The organism is Thalassoroseus sp. (assembly GCF_984380535.1).
Window position 1 is genome coordinate 340,578 of record NZ_CFHRBF010000002.1, and the last position, 21,342, is coordinate 361,919.

Genomic DNA, 21,342 nt, shown 5'->3' on the forward strand with positions numbered 1-21,342 from the left:
TTCGAGCTACGGCAAGAACCGGAACTCGTGTGAGTTCAGCAATACCCAGCGTAAGTCAGCCAAGCCCTGCTGTGGAGTTTCCGCCAATCCGATGACTTCTCGCCCTGTTTCTAAGTCGGCTTCGGTTGGTTTGCGAGTCAGAATTTCCCGATAGGCCAACGTGATCGCAGCGTTCAAGTTCGGAGATTTGCCGGAAATCAGCGGGTAGATTGGTTCCAGTTCGCCGACACGAGCCGCTTCATTTGTCAGCTGTCCGTTTAGAATCATCAATGCTTGACGCATTGTCGGACTTTGATCGCGTTCCGCTCCAAGTTCGTTACGGTCGGTCTGACCAAAGACTCGCACAAAGTGGCCATCGGGAGCGGGTGACGGCATCCGCATCGCAGTCGAAAACGTCGGGTTATCGTCAATAATTGCCCGCGTGAACACGTCCACATAACCCATCCGTTGACGTTTCATTTCGTTCGCCAAGCGTTCGGCTTCGAGTTCTTCGGGGGTTTTGACCATCATTTGCTCGACCTCGATCGCATCTTCGGCTTTTGCATCAGCGAGGACGGCGTCGAAGTCAATTTCGATGGCCTTCTCGAAGTCATACCCGGACTGCTTCGCGGTCATCGCACTTGGCCCCGTCATCGTTTTGGACATGGCGGGGTTTGCATTCGGTTTGGATTCCAAAGCGGCCAGATTGATGGAATCATCCCCGGCCGGCTTCTTCGTCATGCGACTTTCCTGCCAGACCGTTTTTAAGTTCTGGCCTTCCGGATGTTTGACTGTAAAGAGGTGTCCGGCAGTGATAATGCTGTCGTACAGAACTTCGCTGATCATCCGACGCATGGGGGCCGCTTGGAAATTTCGTTCCAACGCCAACCGATCAGGTTCCGGAAGCCCGTCGGCCCGAGAACGGCGGTAGGCATCACTGAGAACGATCATTTTCACCAGTTGGCGAAGGTCGAATCCGTTCGCCACAAATTCATCGGCCAGGAACGCCAACGTCTCGGGATGGCTGGCGGGGTTGTTGTCACTAAAATCGTCGAGCGGCTCGACGAACCCCTGCCCTAATAATTCCGCCCAGACGCGATTGACGAACGACTGCGAGAAGTACGGGTTTCGCGGATCAGTTACCAACTCCGCCAGTTTCGCCCGTAGTTCGCTGTTGCGATACGCAGCGGCTTTGAGATCGATCTCGCGAACATCACTCTTGGCCTCATCGAATACATCGAGAGCCCCCAAAGAGCCCGCGGTTTGCCGATTCGCTTTTTTCGCGGCCCCGGCTAACAAGTCATCGAGCGAAGGCTCGTTCGAAGCGACCGGTTCCGGCGTTTCACTTTTCTCACGAAGCTGATTCAACCGTGCCAACGGTCGGTACGGACTTTCTTCTTTCACGAACGAGATCGGGAACACGGGTGGCATCGGCCGACGGTCTTCGTCGTCGACGGCCCCTTCAGGCGGCCACATTACCGTCGACTGCGGCAGTTCGGTCGTATAGACACCCAGGATGCGGTCGTTGATCCTTCGTTCCTGACGTCGCGTTTTTCCGAAGTAAGCCGCGAAGCCGTAGAAATCCTTCTGGGTCCATTTGTCAAACGGGTGGTCGTGACACTGAGCACACGAGATTCGCACACCCATGAAAACCTGCGACGTGATCCCAGCGAGCGCCATGGGATCAGCGTCGTCCCCCAGAATAAATCCGACCTCGGGCACCGAGCCGGCTTTTCCACCCGAAGAAATCAGTCGACGAGCCAATTCATCGTAAGGCATCCCATCTTCAACGGCCTTGTGCACATACGCAATCAATGCGGAACCGCCTTCGGCGTTGCTGCGGAGTCGGAGTAAGTCCGCAAAGAAGACCGTCCAGCGATCCGTAAATCGTTCGTGGTGTAGCAACTTCTCGACGACTTGCTGACGACGAACTTTCGCCGGCCACGCCATGTACTCGTCGATTTCCGCACCAGTGGGAATCCGCCCGATCAGATCGACACTGACACGCCTCAGGTAGGCCAAGTCATCAATTGGTGACAGCGGTTCTCGGTCCACACCGCCGTTTCGGAGTTCGGTTTGCAGAACTTCGTCGATAGTCGGTATCTCAGCCGCCTCTCCCAGGGAAAGGGTTCCAGAAAGAACAGCGAGAATTGCGATTGTCCAACGGGATTTTTTGATCATCCGAGAATCTTCCCCCACGAAGCGTTGGAACCAACGGTGAAAACGAGCTTGAACCGAAGGACGGTCTCGCTTGTCGGCGGTGGATGAAAGAATCCAAACTCCACGTTTGCGGAGGGATAAAATCCCGAACCGACCGAACGTGAACCGCTCTTAGAGGAGTTGGAACCTTCTGCTCAGGAAGTTACTCGAAAACCGGAGTTTTTCCAGATTTTTCTCGGATGTATTTGAAAGAGACCTTAGAGCTGGCTGTCACCCAGAGTTGACGACAGCAAGAGCCGATGCAGTTCTTCAATGCTGGTCGTGCCCGCGAGAACCTTTTTTCGTCCCGCGGTTTCGAGCGTCATCATGCCTTCTTTCTTCGCGATTTCCCGAATCTCCGAGCTGCTTTTGCCCTTCAAGATTGCATCGCGAATATCCTTGCTGATTGCCATCACTTCGAAGACTCCGACCCGGCCGGAATAACCGGTGTGGAAGTTTTCGGCAGCCGGAATGCCTCGCGCCAAATTCACGGTGGCAGCATCTTCCGGGTTGATGTCCAGCATCCGACAGGTTGCTTCATCAGGATGGTACAACTCACGGGCATTAGTGCAGACCCGGCGGACCAGTCGTTGAGTGATGATGCACCGCACGCTATCGGCGATGAACATCGGTGGGACGTCGAATTCCCGAAACACGTCGATCGTGCTGGCACAGTCGTTGGCGTGCATCGTACACAGAACCAGCACACCAGTCAGTGCGGCCCGGCAGGCGATGTGCGAGGTCTCAGGGTCGCGAATTTCTCCCACCATCAAAACATCCGGGTCTTGTCGAAGCACACCGCGAAGGGCTTCAACGAAACCGAAGTTAATTTTCCCATCCGTCTGCACCTGCACGACGTTGTCGATTCGTCGTTCGACTGGGTCTTCAAGCGTGGTGAGACAACGGTGAGGGTCGTTGAGCCGCTCCAGGCAGTTGTACATCGTCGTACTCTTGCCAGAGCCAACCGGCCCGACACTGAGCAGCATTCCATACGGTGATTCCAACTGCTCACGCAGCAAATCGGCTTGTTCCGGTTCCAGACCAAGGTCTTCGAGTTCTTGAAAACCCTCAGTCTGTGGCATCAAACGTAGTACGATTCGCTCACCGTAGATTGTCGGACCGCTGCCAACGCGAATGTCCCGCGGTTGATCGGACATGGAACCGGAAATCCGGCCATCTTGGGCCAGCCGTCGTTCCGTGAGGTTCATGTTGGCCATCAACTTGATTCGCGAAACCACGTGCGAAGTCATCGATGGCGGGAGCTTGACGATGTCGTGAAGCAAGCCGTCGACTCGCAACCGAATCCGCAACCCATCATTGGTGGGGTCGAGGTGAATGTCGGTGGCCTTGAGCTGAAACGCTCGCTCCAACAACAAATCGACGAGCGGTCCGGGACCGACAACATCTTGTAACTGGTTCAACTCAGCCCGCAACGCGTTTTGCCGGCCTTCCAAATCGGGATGATCCTGCTTGGTCTCATTCATGGGAAAGTCGACTCTTCAATCGTTGGTATCAAGGCAGATATCGCGGACATCAATGATAGCAAGAAATATCGCCGCTACCTATTCGGGATCATTTCTTTCGGTGTTATCGGGATTCTTCGCAGGTTCCGATGAAGAATCCGTGGGGGCAGCATGTGCATCGGGTGAATTCCCGCCGTTACCGAGATCTTCGGTAGGCAACGACGGATCGTCTTCCGGCGGTGTCTCGCTATGCGAAGACGATTCGCCATGCTCCGACGACTCGCCGTGCTCCGACGACTCGCCATGCTCCGACGTTTCCCCATGTGATGCATGAGCATCGGTTTCGAAGTCTTTTTCTTCGTGCGGATCGGCCAGTGCGTTTCTCAAGGCGGCACGCAGTCCGGTCGGGTCGACAAATTGACTCATCAGAATCGCGGAAATCGCCACCACGACCGTCACTCCACCCAACACACGCAGGCCACGCTGATACTTGGCGATACACAGCACGCCAAGAATCGCCGCGACGGTCGCATTCCCAAGAATGAGCGTTGTCCAAACGGAGTGTCCAAGCAGTGAGGGCATCAACCAATACAGGATGCAGCAGCAAAACGCGACGATTGCCATCAGTGGAGCAACGATCGCGACCACCCGGCTTTCGCGTTTCTCGATCTGAACTTGTCGGGGTTGCCCGAGCTTTTTCAGCCCCTCCTCTCGCGAGCCGACAACTTCCCAAACCTTCAGCAGACCGGCAATTTGCAGCACTTCGGCGACCACGGGATGCGAATTGACGACCACCATCCGACCGCCGACAGAGTTCACGGATTTCCAAATCCGCACCACCAACGCCACCATGGTACTACTGATGTAATTCAGTTCTGTCAGATCGACCAGGACGCCGGGCTCGGAATCTTCGCGAATCAACTGAATGATCCGCCCTCCGGCCGCTTCCACATCAGTCCACGGGGCATCCGATAACGAGGGATTGAGCACCACAAGATGCCGCCCTGAAAGTGTCTCATAGTGCAACGTGGACTCACCTGTGGACACGAGACCCTCCTTATGACGAGCCGACAATTTCGGGAAATCATCAGTGTTATTCGGTTTGACGCAAAGACAAAACCATGTGATTGGCCAGAACGGCAACTCTACGCGAAATGGAAATTTTTCGGAAGAAAACGCAGATTCATGTATAAATTCGGAATAGAATCGAGATGAAACACGCAATTGCATCATCGTCGGCTCATGCGTGAAACGCAATGGTCCGCCGGGGAAAATTCTCTGAAGTTCGTCTTCATCAAATCTTGAAAAAGACATCCAAACTTGACGAGGGAATCGGGTCACGCGTCTTGGCGCGGACGCGGCGGTCGTGTTGGCGGTATCAGTCGTTGCAACGGCTGTTTGTGACTTGGCTTCCGTCTCAATCCGGGGGCGGGAATTTGTTTGACAGCCCTCAGAATGGCTCGTAAGATCAAACAGTGCAGGGTTCCGTACAGGTTCCCTTCCCAATTGGGCCTATTCAACGTCCCATCGGCTCCGCCATGAGCCGGATCAAATCCGATGACAACGGGACGGCATAATCGAAGACCCACTCGGTCGACTCAACTCTTGAAGGTGCGGTGTGTTAACGACAATCAGCAAAATCTTAGCGGTTCTCGTTACCGTCTTCAGCATTGCCTTTCTGGCTATCGCCGGAGTCGCGGGCGTCGGTGGACCGAACTGGAAGGGTATCGCCGAGCAAGAATTACCAGAATACCAGTTCACACGAACCGAAGGTGAGAACCCCACTTGGTCGGTGAAGAATTTGGAAACCGGTCAAAATGTGGGCTCCCCTTCTCCAGTGCTCGCTCAGAAAATCGTTGATGCCCTGAATGAGAAGAAACAACAGCAACAAAACCGGATCACCGCCTTGACCCAAGGTTCACCAAACCAGCCCAGCATTCCGTTCCTGAAACAACGCGTGAGCACCATGCAGAGTTTTATTGCAGCGGACATCAGGGCTCTTGAAGAATCCGCGAACAGTTTACGGACCGTTATCGCGAATTTGAATCAACAAGTTCACGACGCCCAAACGCAGTTGGCTCAAAAAGCCCAAGCGGCGGAAGCTTTGCACGACGAAGCCAAGTTACGACGCGACGACGTATTTCGCTTGCAGAACTTGGTCAAGGAACTCGAAGCGGATCGGTTCCGAATCGTGGAGTTGCAGGCCAAACTTCGCGATGTGCGGGAACGCTACTTGGGGACCATCAACCGGTTGGAACATCGACGCGAACAATTGAAGACTCGGCTCGCGAATCAGGATTCGGACGACACCGCGACTGCGGCGTCTCCAACCGCTGCAGCCGTCACAAACGAGCGTTCGTAGGCAGAACGTTCGAAAACTCATAGGAATTTGTTCAAACTTTTCCGATCTCGTCGCGTTTTGCAGCCCTGCTAGACGGCGATCGATTCGACAAGGAGCGGCAGGATGACATTTGTTGGAAAAATTCTGGTCGTTGTGCAAATGATTCTCAGCGTTTGCTTTATGGCATTCGCGGGAGCTGTGTACAGCTTTCAGGAAGACTGGCAAACCGCCTACAACACCTCACAGGATCAGGTGACCAAACTCAATAACCAACTCGGTGAAGCGAACGAAAAAATTCGGCTGATGGAAGCCGACGAAGCAGCGGACGAGGTCATCGAAACCAACCTCACCGAATACCTGCAACAAGCCCGCTACGATGCCCTCACCGCTCATATCACCGATCCCGGGGTGAAGGCCCAACTCAAGCAGTTGGCGAACGACTTGGCAGATGCCCAAGCGCAACTCCAACGACAAGACATGGACTTGGCAAACACCAAGGTCGAGTTGGAACGTCAGAAAGAAGAAACCAACCGTCTGCAGGTTCTTTCCGACCTCAACCAACAAGAAGCCAAGCAACGGGCCGTCGAAGCGAAAGAATACAAAGTCATCAACGCCAAGTTGAACGAAGAACTCAACCAAGCTGTTGTCCAAATGCAGGATTTGCGAGACCAAATCTTCAGCAAGGACACGCAACTCGAACAAGTCGCCGTCAAGCAAACCAAGTTGCTCGACGAAATGGCGAACTATGTGCAAGCTGTCAATCAGGCTGGTATTGATATCGAAGAATTCGTCGCCGCCTCCGAGCCCCCGCCCGCTGTCAGCGGCAAGGTCGTTCGTACGCGAAAATCGGATGGCGGAGTCGTGCTTGTGGAAATCACGATCGGCAGTGACGACGGCATCGCCAAAGGTCACGTCTTGGACGTCTATAACACCCAAGGGCGTGGCAAATACCTCGGTCAAATTCAGATTCTCTATACCACGCCGGACGCCGCCGTTGGCCGCGTGATCGACGAAGTCCGCAACGGCAGAATTCAGAAGGACGACGATGTCACCACGAAGCTCTAATGAACCGCCCACCTTGGGAATCTACACCGGTCTGATGCTCGTCGCTTTCCTGTCATTGGTGCTTGGCTGCGTCATTCTGGTGTTGCAACTCGGTCAATATAATTGGACCGCTGCCAACTAAATCGTCTCAAGGTTTTCTGGATCTGCAGAAGCCACGACGATTGAAAGTCAGCCGTTTAAGAGATTTGAATCAATTCCTAAAAAAGCCCGCCAAGATTCTTGGCGGGCTTTTTTCAATATCGGCATTCTGGGCAGGTTGCCTGCGGATGGAGTCACGCGATGGCGTTTTCCGGTCGACCGCAGGCAACGAGTGCCGAGACACGGATTAGAACGGCGTCATTCCGCCCGTTGCACCGTAGACCTCCGCCGTCACATAACTAGCCTCCGGCGAAGCCAGCCAGACAAACAAGGGAGCCAACTCCGCAGGCTGTGCCGGACGACCGAACAAGGTGTTGTCTCCGAAATTCTTAACCTGTTCCTTCGGCATCGTGGCCGGAATGAGCGGTGTCCAAACGGGTCCAGGAGCCACAGCGTTCACGCGAATTCCCTTCGAAATCGCCAACTTGGCGGCGGCTTTGGTGAACCCGATCAATGCGGACTTGCTCGTCGCATATGGCAGAAGCATGCCAGAGGGATCATACCCCTGAATCGAAACCGTGTTGATGATGCTCGCCCCCGGCTGCAGATGCGACAACGCGGCTTTACACAGATAGAACGGCGCATGCAAGTTGGTGCGGATGATGTCGTCGAATAGTTCCGATGAGAACTCGTCGATCGATTCCCGGGTCTGCTGATAGGCGGCATTGTTGACGAGCACGTCCAAGCCACCAAGTTCCTTGACTGTCTGCTCGACGGCCCGTTGACAGTTCGCCTCGTCCTTCAGATCCCCGGGAATCAGAATGGCCTTGCGACCGACCGCTTCGACAAGCGATTTGGTCTTTTCCGCATCGGCGGTTTCACTGAGATAAGAAATCGCCACATCGGCTCCCTCATGGGCGAACGCAACGGCGACTGCGCGGCCGATTCCACTATCCCCGCCGGTGATTAATGTCCGGTAACCGGCAAGTTTGTTGCTTCCCTGGTAAGAATCTTCCCCATGCGAGGCGGGCGGATTCATCTTTTCATCGGTACCGGGAAGATCTTGCGGCTCTTGCGGGAATGGTGGCTGCGGATATCGTGTGCGAGGGTCAATCATGGAAACTCCTTTCGAAAAGTTGACTTTACAGCCAATTTTAGAACGCCATGCCGAATTGACGACCCCTGTCCTGCCCTGAAACAGGCCGAGTGATCAGGAACGAGACAACCGCAGAAACGCCGACGCATTGCCAACGGAAACAATTCCGGATTGGCACAATCGGCGTGAACCTCTTATGATAAGCGAACTTGTTTCGCTCGTTTCACGCCCCGTCGCTTCCTGTCCGCTTCTGTCCGGTGTTATGACTTCACCTCGCGATCGGCTTCCCTTCGTCGATTTATTGGCTGTGCAGACGGTCCGACGACTTGAGGACGACACCCCGAAATACTATCCCGATGTCGATCTGCGGTTGTCCGAGGAATCTAACCGAGACAGCGACGGTCACATCACCCAACCTGCAGCGGTTCTAGCGGATCGCGCGGGTGAGATTCTGCAGACGCGTTACGGGTTTCAAACCCGATGGGTCGGCGAACTCGTCGGATGGCTGAAGATATTCCGTGTCATCGGCTGCATCTTGGCGTTCGTTTTGGCTTTCAGTGCCGCCGAGCCTTGGCTGAGTGAAGGCGAAGTCGTCAACGTCGAGTGGATCTTCGGATTCCTCGTCACGCTCGTGCTGTCGATGACAATCGCCACTTTGTTGATGATCACGGCTATCTTTTCCAGACGCGGCACGAAATCGGAAGCGGGGTTCGCAACACGGTCACTTTCGAAGTTACTCGTCGTCCACTGGGTGATGTCCCTACTCATTCGGCAGGTATTGCCCTGGGTGCAACGACGGATTCTCAAACGCGAAAAGGACCATACCCCCGAACGAGATCGCCAACTCGAAACACTTTCCCAGGCCGCCCTAGAAACACTGAGTGATCAATCCCGTCGCTTTGCGTTGGAGACCGCCGCGACTAGCAACTTGATTTGGTTATTGATCAGCCTGGGGATCTTCGTTTCACTCGGCAAAATGGGGCTGTTCCGCGAATACGATTTCCGTTGGCGAGCCACGATTGTTTCGAGCGAATTCATGCTCGACTCGACGCGAGCGTTAGCCACACCGATTCAGTCATGGCCGTTCGTGATGGTGCCGAACAAAGCCGACGTCCATTGGCTGACGACTGGCGAAGTTCCCATCGAACCCGGCCAGACACTGACAGAAACCGAAATCGCTGAACGCTCCCAAGCCGCACGACAAGCCTGGGGACGATTGTTCCTTGCGTTTTTAATGTACTACGGCGTCCTTCCTCGGCTGATACTGACACTGATTTCATTCGCTCTGGCGAAACGCGGTTGGCGTGAGTTGGTGCCGAAAACGAACGATACCTACTTTCGGCAAGTTCTGGACTGGATCGAAAACCCGCCGTTTCACACAGAAGAATCACCGTCGCCGCAACCACCGGTTGCAATTGTGGCCGTATCCCCTGCTCCGATACCACAGCCACCGCCAGTCGAAACACCAGCAGAATCGGCCGTTGATACCGTTCCACCTCTGGGAGCGAACGTTGCGGTGTTCGGCTTCGATTTGGACTCGCCAGCGGATGGTTGGGCCACTGCGTTGCCATTGCATCCGCTCGGCAAGCCCATTGATCTGGGCAGTGGTGCCACTCGTGACTCTCGCAAGCGAATCCTAACCACACTGACCGATCAACAATCTGACATTGGCAGCGTTCTGCTGATCGCGAATCTCACCGACAACCCCGACGGCTTGTTCGAAGATTTTGCGCAGAAAGTCGTCGATGCCGTCGATCCACGTGCCGTTAAAACGATGTTGCTCTCGGGCGGTGAACGACTCCGACAACGCTTTGCCGGCGATGCATCCAAGATCGCCGCCCGTGTGGATCTTTGGAAACAACGAGCGGTTCAGTCGGGTTTCGACAATGACGGAATCCTCGAATACGATTTCGAAAACGCCACCGCAACCGCACGGTCCGCGTTGGAGTCGCGTCTATCCGCACGCTCTCCACAGCGTGACGGACATCACTCATCGGGAGTGAAAATCCAGGCGGCCGGTCACATCCGCAAAGCGACGGCGTTGATCTCCGGACATGTCGGTCGTGATGTCGCGGACAAATCGGAAGACGAACTTCGCAGCGAGGCGGTGCGTCTGCACGATGAACTCCGCGGGCTGTATCAGAAGCAAGCGAATCAGTTGGAAGCAGCTTTTCGAAATGTGTCGATCGACACCAATCGGCTCCAAGCGGCCGTTCAAAAAACCACCGGAGCCGTGGGCGGTCAGTTCGAGAAACTCGAACAACTCAGCCGCATGAGCGAAACCATCAGCCGTTATACACAGCGACTCAGCGGAAAATGGGCAATCGCGGGCGGTGTACTCTGCGGCGTTGGCAGCGGAGCACTCACAATCATGGCGTCCCCGGCGTTGATCCCTGCGATCGTACCGGCCGCAATGATCGGTGCGAAAGCGGGCATGCTCGGCGGTGTGGTGTCGGCTCACGCGCCGCATTTGGCCGCCAAGTGGGGGTGGTCGAGTGAGAACTCCACGACGGAATCGGAAGACGAAACGCCCTCGGAATCGGAGTTTCCGGCCTTCACACTGGATGACCTGGTCCGACCGAACGCGTTGTGGGCTTTAATCCTGGAATTCCAAGGCACGGCGGAAGAACAAATCGCCCGTTTGCTCGAGCAAATTCTCGATCCGCTGCCCGATACGCCGCTGTTGACTCCCGAACAAACTCACGCTTGGCTGGAACAACTCGCCAGTCGAACCGAAACCATCGTTGCCGAATCGCACGCCGAACGCGATAATCCTTCGAACGCACCTGTCAGGAACGCGGGATATTCATGATCGTCGGTGCGATGTTTTGGCGAAGAATTTGTGTCATCATTCGAAATGAAATGATCGGAAATGAGTAGCGGTACGGAATCCAACCATTCCACACCGGGCAACCTGGATACGCTGCTGCACGGCTACAGCTTCGCGGATTTGGAGCAAATCAACGCCGACCCGATCGTTGTGACCGTTGCCGGGCATGCGAACCACGGAAAGACGTCGATCATCCGCACCTTCACGCGAGATCGCAAATTTGGCGAAGTTCGCGACGAACCTGGCGTCACACAGGAAGTCGGCTTCACACGGTTCATTCTCCAAGGCAAAACGTACCTCAAACTTTACGACACGCCAGGGTTTCAGTATTCGAGCCTCGCCATCGAAGCCTGTGGCGAACTCGCTCAGATCGAGGATTTCGAGCAGTTCTTCCAAGATGACCGCTACCGTCATGATCGGTTGGCACTCGAACAGGCCCGCAAGAGCCACATCATTCTGTACGTGATTGACGTCAGCCAACCACCGAGCGAACGACTCCGCGACGATTTTCATATCCTCTCGAAGTGTCTCGTGCCGGTGTTGCCGTTGTTCAATTTTGTGGGGAACGAGCGGGAGAACCACGAGCAGGACTGGAAAACCACGCTTCGGCGGTTCAACTATCACGAATTCACCCGCTACGACGCCCACCACTACAGTCCCGCGCACGAGCAGCAACTTTACAAGCGGATGATCGAAAAGCTCGACGATAATCCGTTGCATCGCAAGTTTCTGCAATGGCGGTCGGCCGACAGTCGACGTCGCAACGAAGAGATGGCGAAACACGCTCGCCGGGCGATCGCGGAGATGCTCGTCGATTGCGTCTCGTACCGTGAAAGTGCGACGAACGTTACGAAGGAGACGCGGAAAGATGTGGAGGCGATCGTCGTCGACAAGTTCCGCAAGCAGATTCAAGACCGTGAATTTCAGGCATTCCAGCGAATTTTGGAGATCTACGACATCGAACCCACGCGTTTACACAACCAAGGCGATGCCGGTCGATCGGCTCCGTTGTGGACGCGGGAAGTGTTCAGCAAAGATTCTCTCCGCATCTTTGGAAAAGGTGTTGGCGGTGGCGTGATTGGCGGAGCAACCACCGGCGGAACGATTGATGCATTCGTCGGCGGAGCGTCGTTCGGCACCGGAGCGGTGATCGGCGGATTGATTGGCGGATTGGCCGGTTTCTTCGGCACCGCAATCGACAAACGACAATACGACGAGGAAACCGGAACCGTGATCATCCAAGCCGACCGCGACATGTGGCAAATGCTGACGGGTCGGTCTGCGGCACTGCTCAAAGACGTGCAGCAGTGCGGAGCCGCCAGCGACGCGGAATTCGAAGTCACCACGAAGCCGCCGCGTTTCTCGAAGAAACAACTCCATGAATTGAACCACATCATGGAACAAGTGGCCTCACAACCGAGATTCACGGAAAGCGGGCTTGGTCGCATCATCGCGCGTCCGCTTGCACCGCGGTTGGAAGCTCAACGAACGGAGTTCATCACCTCTATCGAACGTTGGTTGCGGGAAAATCTCGATTCCCCAGGCGATCTCACTAGTTACTGATTCCAGTCGTCACCACTTCTCCCTTCACCGAACAGATCCGATTCATGGCGTTACGAATTCTTGGATTGATCGTCCTGACCGCAACTCTTTCGCAAGGACCTTGTTTTGCCCAGCGGTCGAAATTGCCGAAGGCAATCGAAGACCGGGCCGATGCCGATTGGCAAACCGCACTTCAGATTTGGCAGTGGGCGGAACCTGGTTATCAGGAACGGCAATCATCGGCGTTGTTGGCTGAGCAGTTGGAAGCGGCGGGCTTGAAAGTCACGCGAGGTGTGGCGAACATTCCGACGGCTTTCACCGCAGAATTTGGTTCCGGCAAACCCGTCATTGGGATTCTCGGGGAGTACGATGCCCTGCCCGGTCTCACACAGAACGCCGTTCCGTATCGCGAGGCAAATCCCAAACTCACCTACGGTCACGGTTGCGGACATCACCTGTTCGGCGTGGCATCCGCGGCAGCGACGATCGTCATTGCGGAGCAAATCAAATCCGGCGAACTCAAAGGAACCGTGCGATTCTACGGTTGTCCGGCGGAAGAGGGCGGCAGCGCAAAAGTCTTTATGGTTCGCGAGGGATTGTTCAAGGATTGCGATGCCGTCCTGCATTGGCATCCCAGTTCGCAGAACTCGGCGGGTGATCGGTCCTCACTCGCACGGATGGCAGTCAAGTTTCAATTCCATGGACGCAGTGCGCATGCGGCGGGAGCGCCGGAGCAAGGTCGATCGGCTCTGGACGCGGTTGAACTCACCAACTTCGCCGCTCAACTGTTGCGGGAGCACACACCGGACTTCACGCGGATTCACCATGTGATCACAGCAGGCGGCGGAGCCCCCAACGTCGTGCCGGACTTCGCCGAAGTCTACTACTACATTCGCCATCCTGAAGGCGAAGTCGTGCGTGATTTGTACAAGCGGTTGGTGAAGTGTGCTCAGGCAGGAGCGCTCGGCACAGAAACCGAATTGAAGATTCGCTTCGAAGGCGGCATTCGTGAAATCATGCCGAACAATACACTGGCTCAAATCACGAAGCAGAACCTCGAAGATTTGAATGACCTGAAATATTCACCAAGTGAAATCAAGTTTGCGCTGAAGCTGCAAGCGACCTTGTCCAACGCGAAACCGCTTGATGAAATTTATACGGTCAACGACCGCAGCGGCACCATTGGAAAAGGCTCAACGGACGTCGGTGACGTCTCTTGGGTCGTGCCGACGACGGGGTTTTCCACCGCGTGTTGGGTGCCAGGCACGCCCGGGCATTCTTGGCAGGCGGTCGCATGTGGCGGAACGGAAATTGCCAAGAAAGGCATGGTTCTCGCCGCGAAAACACTCGCCGTGACTGCCTGGGATTTGTTCCAAAGCCCAGACGTCTTGCAAGCCGCAAACGAAGAACTCAATCGACGACTGGGTGACGGAAAATATCAATCGCTCATGCAACCCGGACAGAAACCACCTTTGGATTATCGCAAACCCGCGAGCCGTTGATTACTCACAATCGGGTGGCATGCCCATGGCTTTGCATGGGCATGGTTCGTCGTTCGAATCTGAAAACTCATGCCCACCCAAAGCTGTGGGCATGCCACACTCGGTCGGGTTTGCTCGATCAGCGAAGTCATGTCCGAAGATCCTCTGCAGACACCGTTGCAATATCTTCCCGGTTGTGGGCCGGATCGGGCGGAGTTGTTCGCTCGGCTCGGTTTGCAAACCGTGCAAGATTTGCTGTGGCATCTGCCGCGGGAAGTGCTCGATCTCACACATATCAGTGACCCTCGTGAACTCGTGCCGGATGTTGTGCAAACGGTGCGTGGGGTGGTGATCGACCGTGATAGCCGACCGACTCGCAACAACCGCACGCTGACGAAAATCCTCATCGATTGTGGCAGCGAATCCGTGCGGGGCACATGGTTCAATCAACCGTGGGTGCTGCGGAAATATCAGTTGGGGAACGTCGTCACCTTCGCGGGCAAACCAAAGCGAAACCAAGGTCGCTGGGAATTCACGCATCCGATCGTGCAGGAATTGCAGAGTGCGGACGACGAAACGGGCGGCGAAATGCTGGCCCGTTACGGTCTCACGGAAGGTTTGCAGCAAGATCACGTCCGCCGCGTGATGCGAACCGCAATCGACCGTTTCGCCGATGCCGTCCCGGAACATCTACCAGAGGCGTTCCGAGAACGCCATGATCTGTTGAAACTCTCCGCCGCCTTACGAGCGGTGCATTTGCCGGAGTCTTCCGAGGAATACCAATCCGGTTTGCGACGGATTCTCTTTGACGATCTGTTCGAGTTTCAGCTGGCTCTCGCATTGCGACGACGTGCCTGGCGAAAACGGCATTCCGCCCCCGTGTTGCCGACGACGGCAAAAATCGACGCCCGTATTCGTCGGCTGTTTCCGTTCCAGTTTACCGCTGGACAAAACCAAGCAGTCGAGGATATCGCGAAGGATTTCGCTAGCGGTCAAGCGATGCACCGACTCTTGCAAGCCGACGTGGGTGCCGGCAAGACCGCCGTGGCGATCTATGCGATGTTGGTGGCAATCGCGGCGGGTTATCAAGCAGTCCTGATGGCACCGACCGAAGTGCTCGCCTCGCAACATTGGGCCACATTCGACGCGGCTCTCGCGCACAGCCGTGTGAAACGAGTCTTTCTCACCGGGCAATTGACCGCCAGCCAACGCCGTCGCGTGCTGGACGACATTCGTGTCGGGGCGACGCAACTTGTGGTCGGCACCCAGGCGGTGATTCAAGAAGGCGTGCGATTCGGACGGCTGGGAGTGGCCGTCGTCGATGAACAACACAAATTCGGCGTGATGCAACGCGCCGGTTTTACGACCAATGAAGATACGTCGCCGCACGTACTGGTCATGACGGCGACACCGATCCCACGCAGCATGTGTCTCACGCAGTTTGGCGATCTCGATGTCACCGCCATCACCGATCGTCCCCCCGGACGACAAAAAATCATGACCAGCCGGGTGATCGGTCCGAAGTCCCGCGAGCGGGCATGGAAGTTCATCAAAGAGCAACTTCGAAAAGGTCGGCAAGCTTATGTCGTCTGTCCACGGCTAGCGAGTGAGGGAACTGCCGACGAACAAGACACGCCCGCCCTGCCCTTGGAATCGAATTCCCTTCCCGCGAGTGCCGAGGATGTTTACGAGCAACTTCGAACAGGGGAACTTTCCGACTTCCGGGTCGGGCTGGTGCATGGGCAACTCGATCGGCAAGCCAAAGCCAACGCGATGGACGCCTTCCGCAATGGCGAGACACAAGTGTTGGTGTCGACGACGGTCGTGGAAGTCGGCGTCGATGTGCCCAATGCCACGATGATGATTATCAATCAAGCCGAGCGATTCGGGCTATCGCAGTTGCACCAATTGCGGGGTCGTATCGGTCGCGGACGGTTCCAGGGGTATTGCTTCTTATTCTCCGATGTGGAAACCGACGAGGGCAATAAACGTCTCACCGCGATGGAGCAAACCACCGATGGGTTCCGGATTGCCGAAGCCGACTTCGAATTGCGGGGGCCGGGAGATATCCTGGGAACTCGGCAACACGGGCAGATGCCGTTGAAAGTGGCGGACCTACGACGGGAATTCGATCAAAAAATGCTACGTGAAACCCGTAAGGTTGCCTTCCGAATTGTGGAGGAAGGCGAATTCGATCGACCGGAATTTGCCCCGACGAAAATACGCGTACTGGAACGCTTCGGAGATCTCATGGACTTACCCCAAACCGGATGATTTGCACGAGAACTCCATAGGGTGCGTGCAGTACCGCATAAAGCACCCGATAATTTCCGAAGAATTCAGCCGGTTCCACCGATCCCGCAGAACCGTTTCGGGAATTGTAACATCTTTGGAAACGGTGCCCGTTGGCGTTGCCAGCCAGCTCATGTGTCCGTCATAGTGGTCGGTTCAATTCGCTCTGGACGTTGATTGCAAGACAATTGGGATTGGAATTTCAGTGAAACGTGTGGCTTTGATCACCGGCATTACCGGTCAAGACGGTTCCTACCTGACCGAGTTTTTGCTGGAGAAAGATTATGACGTGCATGGCATTTCGCCGTGCACCTCGCATGGTTTTTTCAATCACGATTCGACCATTCACTTCGCGGACTTGGCCGACGGTACGAATCTGCGAGAGATTATGGATTCCGTTCGCCCGGACGAAGTCTATCATCTCGCTGCCCAAAGCCATGTGAAGTTGTCGTTCGAACTTCCCGTGCGCACAGCGGATGTGACCGGCGTCGGCACCACACGGGTCTTGAATGCGATCCACGAACATCAGGAGCACACCGGTCGACAGGTGAAGTTCTATCAGGCGTCTTCCAGCGAGATGTACGGCAAAATCGTCGAGTCGCCGCAAACCGAGACCACGCCGTTTCACCCGCGGAGCCCATATGCCTGTGCGAAGGTGTATGCCTACTGGCAGACGATCAATTACCGCGAAGCCTACGGGATGTTCGCCTGCAACGGGATTTTGTTCAATCACGAATCCCCCCGACGTGGGCAAGCTTTTGTCACCCGCAAAATCACGCAGGCGGCGGCTCGCATCAAACTTGGTTTGCAGAAAGAACTCCGTCTCGGCAACCTCGACGCCAAACGCGATTGGGGATTTGCCGGCGATTATGTCGAAGCCATGTGGCTCATGCTGCAACACAGCGAACCGGATGACTACGTGATCGCCAGCGGCGAAACGCATTCAGTGCGGGAGTTTCTCGACGAAGTCTTCGGCCACCTCGATCTGGATTGGCAAGACCACGTCGTCATCGATCCGGAATTCTTCCGGCCCAGCGAAGTCGATCACCTTCACGGCGATTTCAGCAAAGCCCGTCGCGTGCTCGGTTGGGAACCGAAAGTTAGTTTCCGCGAACTCGCCCAAATCATGACCGACCACGACCTCGCCGTCGCCGAGAAAGAAAAAGTCCTGGCCGATCATGAAGGGAAGTAAAGCGGGGGTTACATGGTATCGATCAAGTCGGTAAAGGTGCGGCGATTACGACCGGTGATCGGGTCCCAGAACGCGAGACCAAAACTGAACAATCCGTCTTCGGCTTCCACGAACACCGCCTCAATCTGGCTGAATTCCCCGTTGATCACGGTCGGTTGGATCGGCTGCGTAACGGTGGAAAACGAAACGTTACCCGCTGCCGAATCGGTCGTATTCAGGAACAACCGATTCCGCCCACTCCCTGGTTGGAAGGCAAAGACATCGTCCACACCATCCAAGTTGTAGTCCCCAACAACCAGCGTGGAAAAGTCGTTGCCGTTGAGCGCCGTCGGATCAATCGCGTCGTTGGTCAGGCGATCGAAGCCGACGAATTCGACATCCGTCAGGGCCGAGGTTGACGTCGATAACACGCTCTTCAACTCCACCAACCGATTTCGTCCCGAGGCGAAATCAACAAACAACAATTCGCTCAGCCCGCCAGGGCGAAAATCTCCGGCCACGACTTGATCGAATTCCCCGTTAATCGCAGCAATCGGAATGACAGCCGGATGAGCCGACAATTCGATTCGCTCACCCGCGTAGTTCTCCGGTTGAATCCCTTGGTTGAACAGGAACACAACGTTCTGACCGACGCGCCGATTCCAAAGGAATAAGTCATCGGACGAATCGGTATCGAACTGGCCGACAACCATGTCATCCCATTCATTTCGGTCCAGGAGGCCCGTTTGAATCGTATTAGTCTGAAAAGTCGACCGCACACCGAAAACGGTTTCTTCGAATTGCACAATACGGTTCTTCCCGGTGGTGCGATTCCAGAACAGGATTTCATCTCGGCCTACACCGTCGAAATCACCAACAACGAAGTCTAAGAAATCAAAGTTAATCACGCTGGGCACAATCGCGTTCGTCTGAATACGACCATCTCCAAAGACCAACCGATTTTCTCCTGAAACCGGGTTCCAGTAGAAGAGATCATCATCCCGATCCAGACCGGGCGATGACGTGTTGTTCCCGAAGTTACCGGCGACTTGATGGGTATAACTTCCATTGATCACGGTCGTACCAATGGGGTCACTCGCAAGCGTGTTCAGCGGCCCAACTTCAAAGCCAGTTTCGATCGTGGAACTTTCGACGGCTCCCAGATCCACTTGCAAACCATTGATTCGAGGAAAACCGGCACCGCGTTGATCCGTTGCGGCTTCGCCTGGAATTTGACGATTGTCCCCCACACCGATGGCCGGACTTCCGTCAACCAAGGCATGCGTGCGGGTCGGTCCACCATTCTCGGCGAGCATCGTTTCGATGACCGTACCAAGATCAACGGTGCCGGTACCGTCGACACCGACTTGATTGCCGTTCGTCCCATCGACAAGTCCGCCGGATGTCGCTGCATCTCCAATAAGATTCGATGAACTCGCTGCATCGACCGTGCCGGTGTCTAAGTCGTTAGGAGTGCCATCGCCGAGTTCATTGCCCGCGATGATCGAATTGTGCAGCCGTGTGGTCGCAAATGAATCCGAATCCGTCCAAATGCCGCCCCCCACGCCACCTGTTGATGACTCGGAATCGGCAGTATTAAGAACTAGCGTCGAATTCCGAATCGAAAGGTCACCTTGGTTCCCGATCGCGCCACCGACACCGTTGGCGGAGTTTAACGAGACAGTGGAATTGTTGATCGAAACTGTGGCTTCTTGACCAATCCAAAATGCTCCGCCGGCCAAGGTCGTTCGATTCCCCGTGACTTCACTTTGCGAGATCGTCAGGCTGACATCTTGAACGACATAAACCGCGCCACCGACGAAACCGGAAACGTTGTTGGCAATCTGCGAGCGAACGATTTGGATGTCGTCACCACCGGCGATATGAACACCAGGAGTGGAATACGTAAGGTCGGTCGCACCGTTATCGAGAACACGCGAATTAAACACATTCACTCGCGAAATCTCTTCGAAATGGAGTCCACGACCGACATTGCCCTGCACGAGCGTATTTGCAATCGTCACCTCGGCGTCATTGGCAATCGTTGCATCTTTATCCTGAATAAACCGTATCCCGGCGAAGCGATTACCGCTGACCTCCAAGCCATCGACAATCGCTCGACCTGATATGTTGAAAATATCGAGACCAAGCAAACTGTTGTCGCGGATGGTTGTCGAGTACAACTCGACAAAGTCGAGATCACCGGCGAAAAAACCGCTGACGTTATTCCCATTTGACATTGGGCCGTTCGCGTTGACTTCACTTTGGCTGATGACAACGGAACCGCTTTCGCGAATGTCGATGCCGTTATCGACATTGCGATTGAATGTCGATTCCGCGATATCGAACGTGTCCACACCGAACGCGAATAGACCCTCGCTTTGATTATCGTCGAAGTGGCTTTCCCGTAAAACCACTTCGTCCGTGTTGCCGACGTCAATCCCATCAAGCATGTTTTCCGAAACGTTGGAATCCGAGACATAGACATCGTCGAGATTTCGAACATAGATCCCGCGATGGCCATTCCCGTGAATATCGCTTCGAATGATCGTTGCCCGTCCATAGTCAATGACAGCGATACCACTCAATTGATTGTCACGGAGAACCACATCTTCGAGACGAATCGAACTTGGTGTACGGCCAGCGGTCGTTCCTCGCACATGGATCCCGTCACGCCCGCCGATCACCGTGAGTGAAGACATGATCACTGATTGACCGCCCGACGTTCGAATGTTGAAAGTATCCGTCGGTGTCAATGCCCCGCTGCCGTCGATAATGACATCGCCAGGTTCGGCTCCTAAGCCTCGGAATGAAAGAAATCCATCCTGTTCGCCAATGCTGATGTTTTCGACATACGTTCCAGGGGCGATGGTGATATGGTCACCCTCACCATTATTGGCAGCCGCGTCGACGGCGGCTTGGATCGTCGTGAAATCGCCGTTGCCGGCCGCATCGACGAGGAACGTGGTCAGCAACGTTCGGCTTTCCAGCCGTTCGATGCCGGTCAACCATGTGCGTCGGCGACGTCCTGCTCGCGTCTGCCGACCTGTTTGACCCTGAATCAAATTAAAAAGCTTCGACAACATCATCACAAATGAACTTTCTGGGAAAAGTCGTTGCAAGAGAACAACGACCATTGAACGCGGGAACACTTCCGGACACCAACTTTACACGGTTAGCGTGACCTGCGTCCACCGTAACGAGTGAACTCCGCAGACTGTTTGGCGATTCGGATGACGGTCGTCCGCAAGTGACAGCCGCTACTTGTGAAGTTTCTCCAAGAGCGCTGGGATGACGGGGGCGGGAACGAAGTTTTCCAACTGCTTCGCGGTTTCGTCGCCACCCATTTGGGCGATCTGCTTGATCAGCGAGCTAGAGATGTGCGTGTATTTCTCGCTCGACATTAGAAAAACGGTTTCCAGTTCCGGCGCGAGAACGTGGTTCGCCAGCGACATCGTGAATTCGGCTTCGATGTCCGTCAGTGTCCGCAGGCCCCGGAGCATCACTTTCGCGTTGCAACTTCGCACGAAATCGACAGCCAACCCGTTGAACGCCTGGACGCGAACGGCGGGGACGTCCGCGAAGATCGTTTGGATCAGTTCGATGCGTTCTTCCACGGTAAACAAGGGAGATTTTGAGGGGTTGATCCCGACGCCAACCGTGAGCGAATCGAACACCTCAGCACCACGACGGATCAAGTCCTCGTGACCAAGTGTCACAGGATCAAAACTACCCACGTAAACCGCGTGGCGAGAATTCGGCGCTGTCATTGAGCACAACTTTCGCTAGAAGCAATTTCATTGAC

General features: G+C 55.2%; 14 protein-coding genes. 8 read left to right on the forward strand and 6 right to left on the reverse strand.

From position 1 onward, the window contains the following. Positions 1-6: 6 nt before the first annotated feature. From AC5DDB_RS03720 to AC5DDB_RS03730, 3 genes are all read right to left on the reverse strand, one after another. Positions 7-2,160 (reverse strand): DUF1553 domain-containing protein, encoded by a 2,154-nt coding sequence (locus AC5DDB_RS03720; protein ID WP_491738331.1) that lies wholly within the window; start codon positions 2,158-2,160, stop codon positions 7-9. Positions 2,161-2,396: 236 nt separating this feature from the next. Continuing rightward, positions 2,397-3,662 carry a GspE/PulE family protein gene (locus AC5DDB_RS03725; RefSeq protein ID WP_491738332.1) on the reverse strand — a complete coding sequence of 422 codons (1,266 nt, stop codon included), beginning with the start codon at positions 3,660-3,662 and terminating at the stop codon, positions 2,397-2,399. A 78-nt stretch (positions 3,663-3,740) separates the two neighbouring features. Then, the gene (locus AC5DDB_RS03730) at positions 3,741-4,688 is read right to left on the reverse strand and encodes an STAS domain-containing protein (protein ID WP_491738333.1); all 948 of its coding nucleotides are present in this window, start codon (positions 4,686-4,688) and stop codon (positions 3,741-3,743) included. 571 nt (positions 4,689-5,259) lie between these two features. On the opposite strand from AC5DDB_RS03730, the gene AC5DDB_RS03735 reads away from it, so the two are divergent. The 3 genes from AC5DDB_RS03735 (at position 5,260) to AC5DDB_RS03745 (ending at position 7,168) form a co-directional block, all read left to right on the forward strand. Continuing rightward, complete coding sequence (locus AC5DDB_RS03735) at positions 5,260-6,003, forward strand: hypothetical protein (RefSeq protein WP_491738334.1); 744 nt, start codon at positions 5,260-5,262, stop codon at positions 6,001-6,003. A gap of 102 nt (positions 6,004-6,105) precedes the next feature. Further along, a complete protein-coding gene (locus tag AC5DDB_RS03740) occupies positions 6,106-7,047 on the forward strand; it encodes a hypothetical protein (RefSeq protein ID WP_491738335.1) in 942 nt (313 codons plus the stop codon). Continuing rightward, positions 7,028-7,168 carry a hypothetical protein gene (locus tag AC5DDB_RS03745; protein ID WP_491738336.1) on the forward strand — a complete coding sequence of 47 codons (141 nt, stop codon included), beginning with the start codon at positions 7,028-7,030 and terminating at the stop codon, positions 7,166-7,168. Before AC5DDB_RS03740 ends, AC5DDB_RS03745 begins: the two co-directional genes overlap by 20 nt. A gap of 204 nt (positions 7,169-7,372) precedes the next feature. On the opposite strand, the gene AC5DDB_RS03750 is transcribed toward AC5DDB_RS03745, so the two are convergent. Next, positions 7,373-8,242 carry an SDR family oxidoreductase gene (locus AC5DDB_RS03750; protein ID WP_491738337.1) on the reverse strand — a complete coding sequence of 290 codons (870 nt, stop codon included), beginning with the start codon at positions 8,240-8,242 and terminating at the stop codon, positions 7,373-7,375. A gap of 241 nt (positions 8,243-8,483) precedes the next feature. On the opposite strand from AC5DDB_RS03750, the gene AC5DDB_RS03755 reads away from it, so the two are divergent. From AC5DDB_RS03755 to gmd, 5 genes are all read left to right on the forward strand, one after another. Further along, positions 8,484-11,033 carry a DUF2868 domain-containing protein gene (locus tag AC5DDB_RS03755; RefSeq protein ID WP_491738338.1) on the forward strand — a complete coding sequence of 850 codons (2,550 nt, stop codon included), beginning with the start codon at positions 8,484-8,486 and terminating at the stop codon, positions 11,031-11,033. A gap of 60 nt (positions 11,034-11,093) precedes the next feature. After that, positions 11,094-12,614, forward strand: a complete 1,521-nt coding sequence (locus AC5DDB_RS03760) for a DUF3482 domain-containing protein (protein WP_491738339.1) — start codon at positions 11,094-11,096, stop codon at positions 12,612-12,614. Between the two features lie 44 nt (positions 12,615-12,658). Continuing rightward, a complete protein-coding gene (locus AC5DDB_RS03765; RefSeq protein WP_491738340.1) occupies positions 12,659-14,095 on the forward strand; it encodes an amidohydrolase in 1,437 nt (478 codons plus the stop codon). Between the two features lie 69 nt (positions 14,096-14,164). Further along, positions 14,165-16,348, forward strand: a complete 2,184-nt coding sequence (gene recG / locus AC5DDB_RS03770) for an ATP-dependent DNA helicase RecG (protein ID WP_491738341.1) — start codon at positions 14,165-14,167, stop codon at positions 16,346-16,348. A 217-nt stretch (positions 16,349-16,565) separates the two neighbouring features. Then, complete coding sequence (gene gmd, locus AC5DDB_RS03775; protein WP_491738520.1) at positions 16,566-17,558, forward strand: GDP-mannose 4,6-dehydratase; 993 nt, start codon at positions 16,566-16,568, stop codon at positions 17,556-17,558. A gap of 8 nt (positions 17,559-17,566) precedes the next feature. Here gmd and AC5DDB_RS03780 read toward each other — a convergent pair whose 3' ends face one another. Together AC5DDB_RS03780 and coaD are read right to left on the reverse strand one after the other, a co-directional pair. After that, the gene (locus AC5DDB_RS03780) at positions 17,567-20,626 is read right to left on the reverse strand and encodes a right-handed parallel beta-helix repeat-containing protein (protein WP_491738342.1); all 3,060 of its coding nucleotides are present in this window, start codon (positions 20,624-20,626) and stop codon (positions 17,567-17,569) included. Between the two features lie 171 nt (positions 20,627-20,797). After that, entirely contained in the window at positions 20,798-21,307 is a 510-nt protein-coding gene (coaD, locus tag AC5DDB_RS03785; protein WP_491738343.1) for a pantetheine-phosphate adenylyltransferase, read from the reverse strand. Between the last annotated feature and the right edge of the window lie 35 nt (positions 21,308-21,342).

Excerpts from the sequence above, each read along its gene's own strand:
- AC5DDB_RS03720 (WP_491738331.1), bottom strand. The coding sequence starts at position 2,160 with ATGATCAAAAAATCCCGTTGGACAATCGCAATTCTCGCTGTTCTTTCT.
- AC5DDB_RS03725 (WP_491738332.1), bottom strand. The coding sequence starts at position 3,662 with ATGAATGAGACCAAGCAGGATCATCCCGATTTGGAAGGCCGGCAAAAC.
- AC5DDB_RS03740 (WP_491738335.1), top strand. The coding sequence starts at position 6,106 with ATGACATTTGTTGGAAAAATTCTGGTCGTTGTGCAAATGATTCTCAGC.
- AC5DDB_RS03745 (WP_491738336.1), top strand. The coding sequence starts at position 7,028 with ATGTCACCACGAAGCTCTAATGAACCGCCCACCTTGGGAATCTACACC.
- AC5DDB_RS03750 (WP_491738337.1), bottom strand. The coding sequence starts at position 8,242 with ATGATTGACCCTCGCACACGATATCCGCAGCCACCATTCCCGCAAGAG.
- AC5DDB_RS03755 (WP_491738338.1), top strand. The coding sequence starts at position 8,484 with ATGACTTCACCTCGCGATCGGCTTCCCTTCGTCGATTTATTGGCTGTG.
- AC5DDB_RS03760 (WP_491738339.1), top strand. The coding sequence starts at position 11,094 with ATGAGTAGCGGTACGGAATCCAACCATTCCACACCGGGCAACCTGGAT.
- AC5DDB_RS03765 (WP_491738340.1), top strand. The coding sequence starts at position 12,659 with ATGGCGTTACGAATTCTTGGATTGATCGTCCTGACCGCAACTCTTTCG.
- recG (WP_491738341.1), top strand. The coding sequence starts at position 14,165 with ATGCCCACCCAAAGCTGTGGGCATGCCACACTCGGTCGGGTTTGCTCG.
- AC5DDB_RS03780 (WP_491738342.1), bottom strand. The coding sequence starts at position 20,626 with ATGATGTTGTCGAAGCTTTTTAATTTGATTCAGGGTCAAACAGGTCGG.
- coaD (WP_491738343.1), bottom strand. The coding sequence starts at position 21,307 with ATGACAGCGCCGAATTCTCGCCACGCGGTTTACGTGGGTAGTTTTGAT.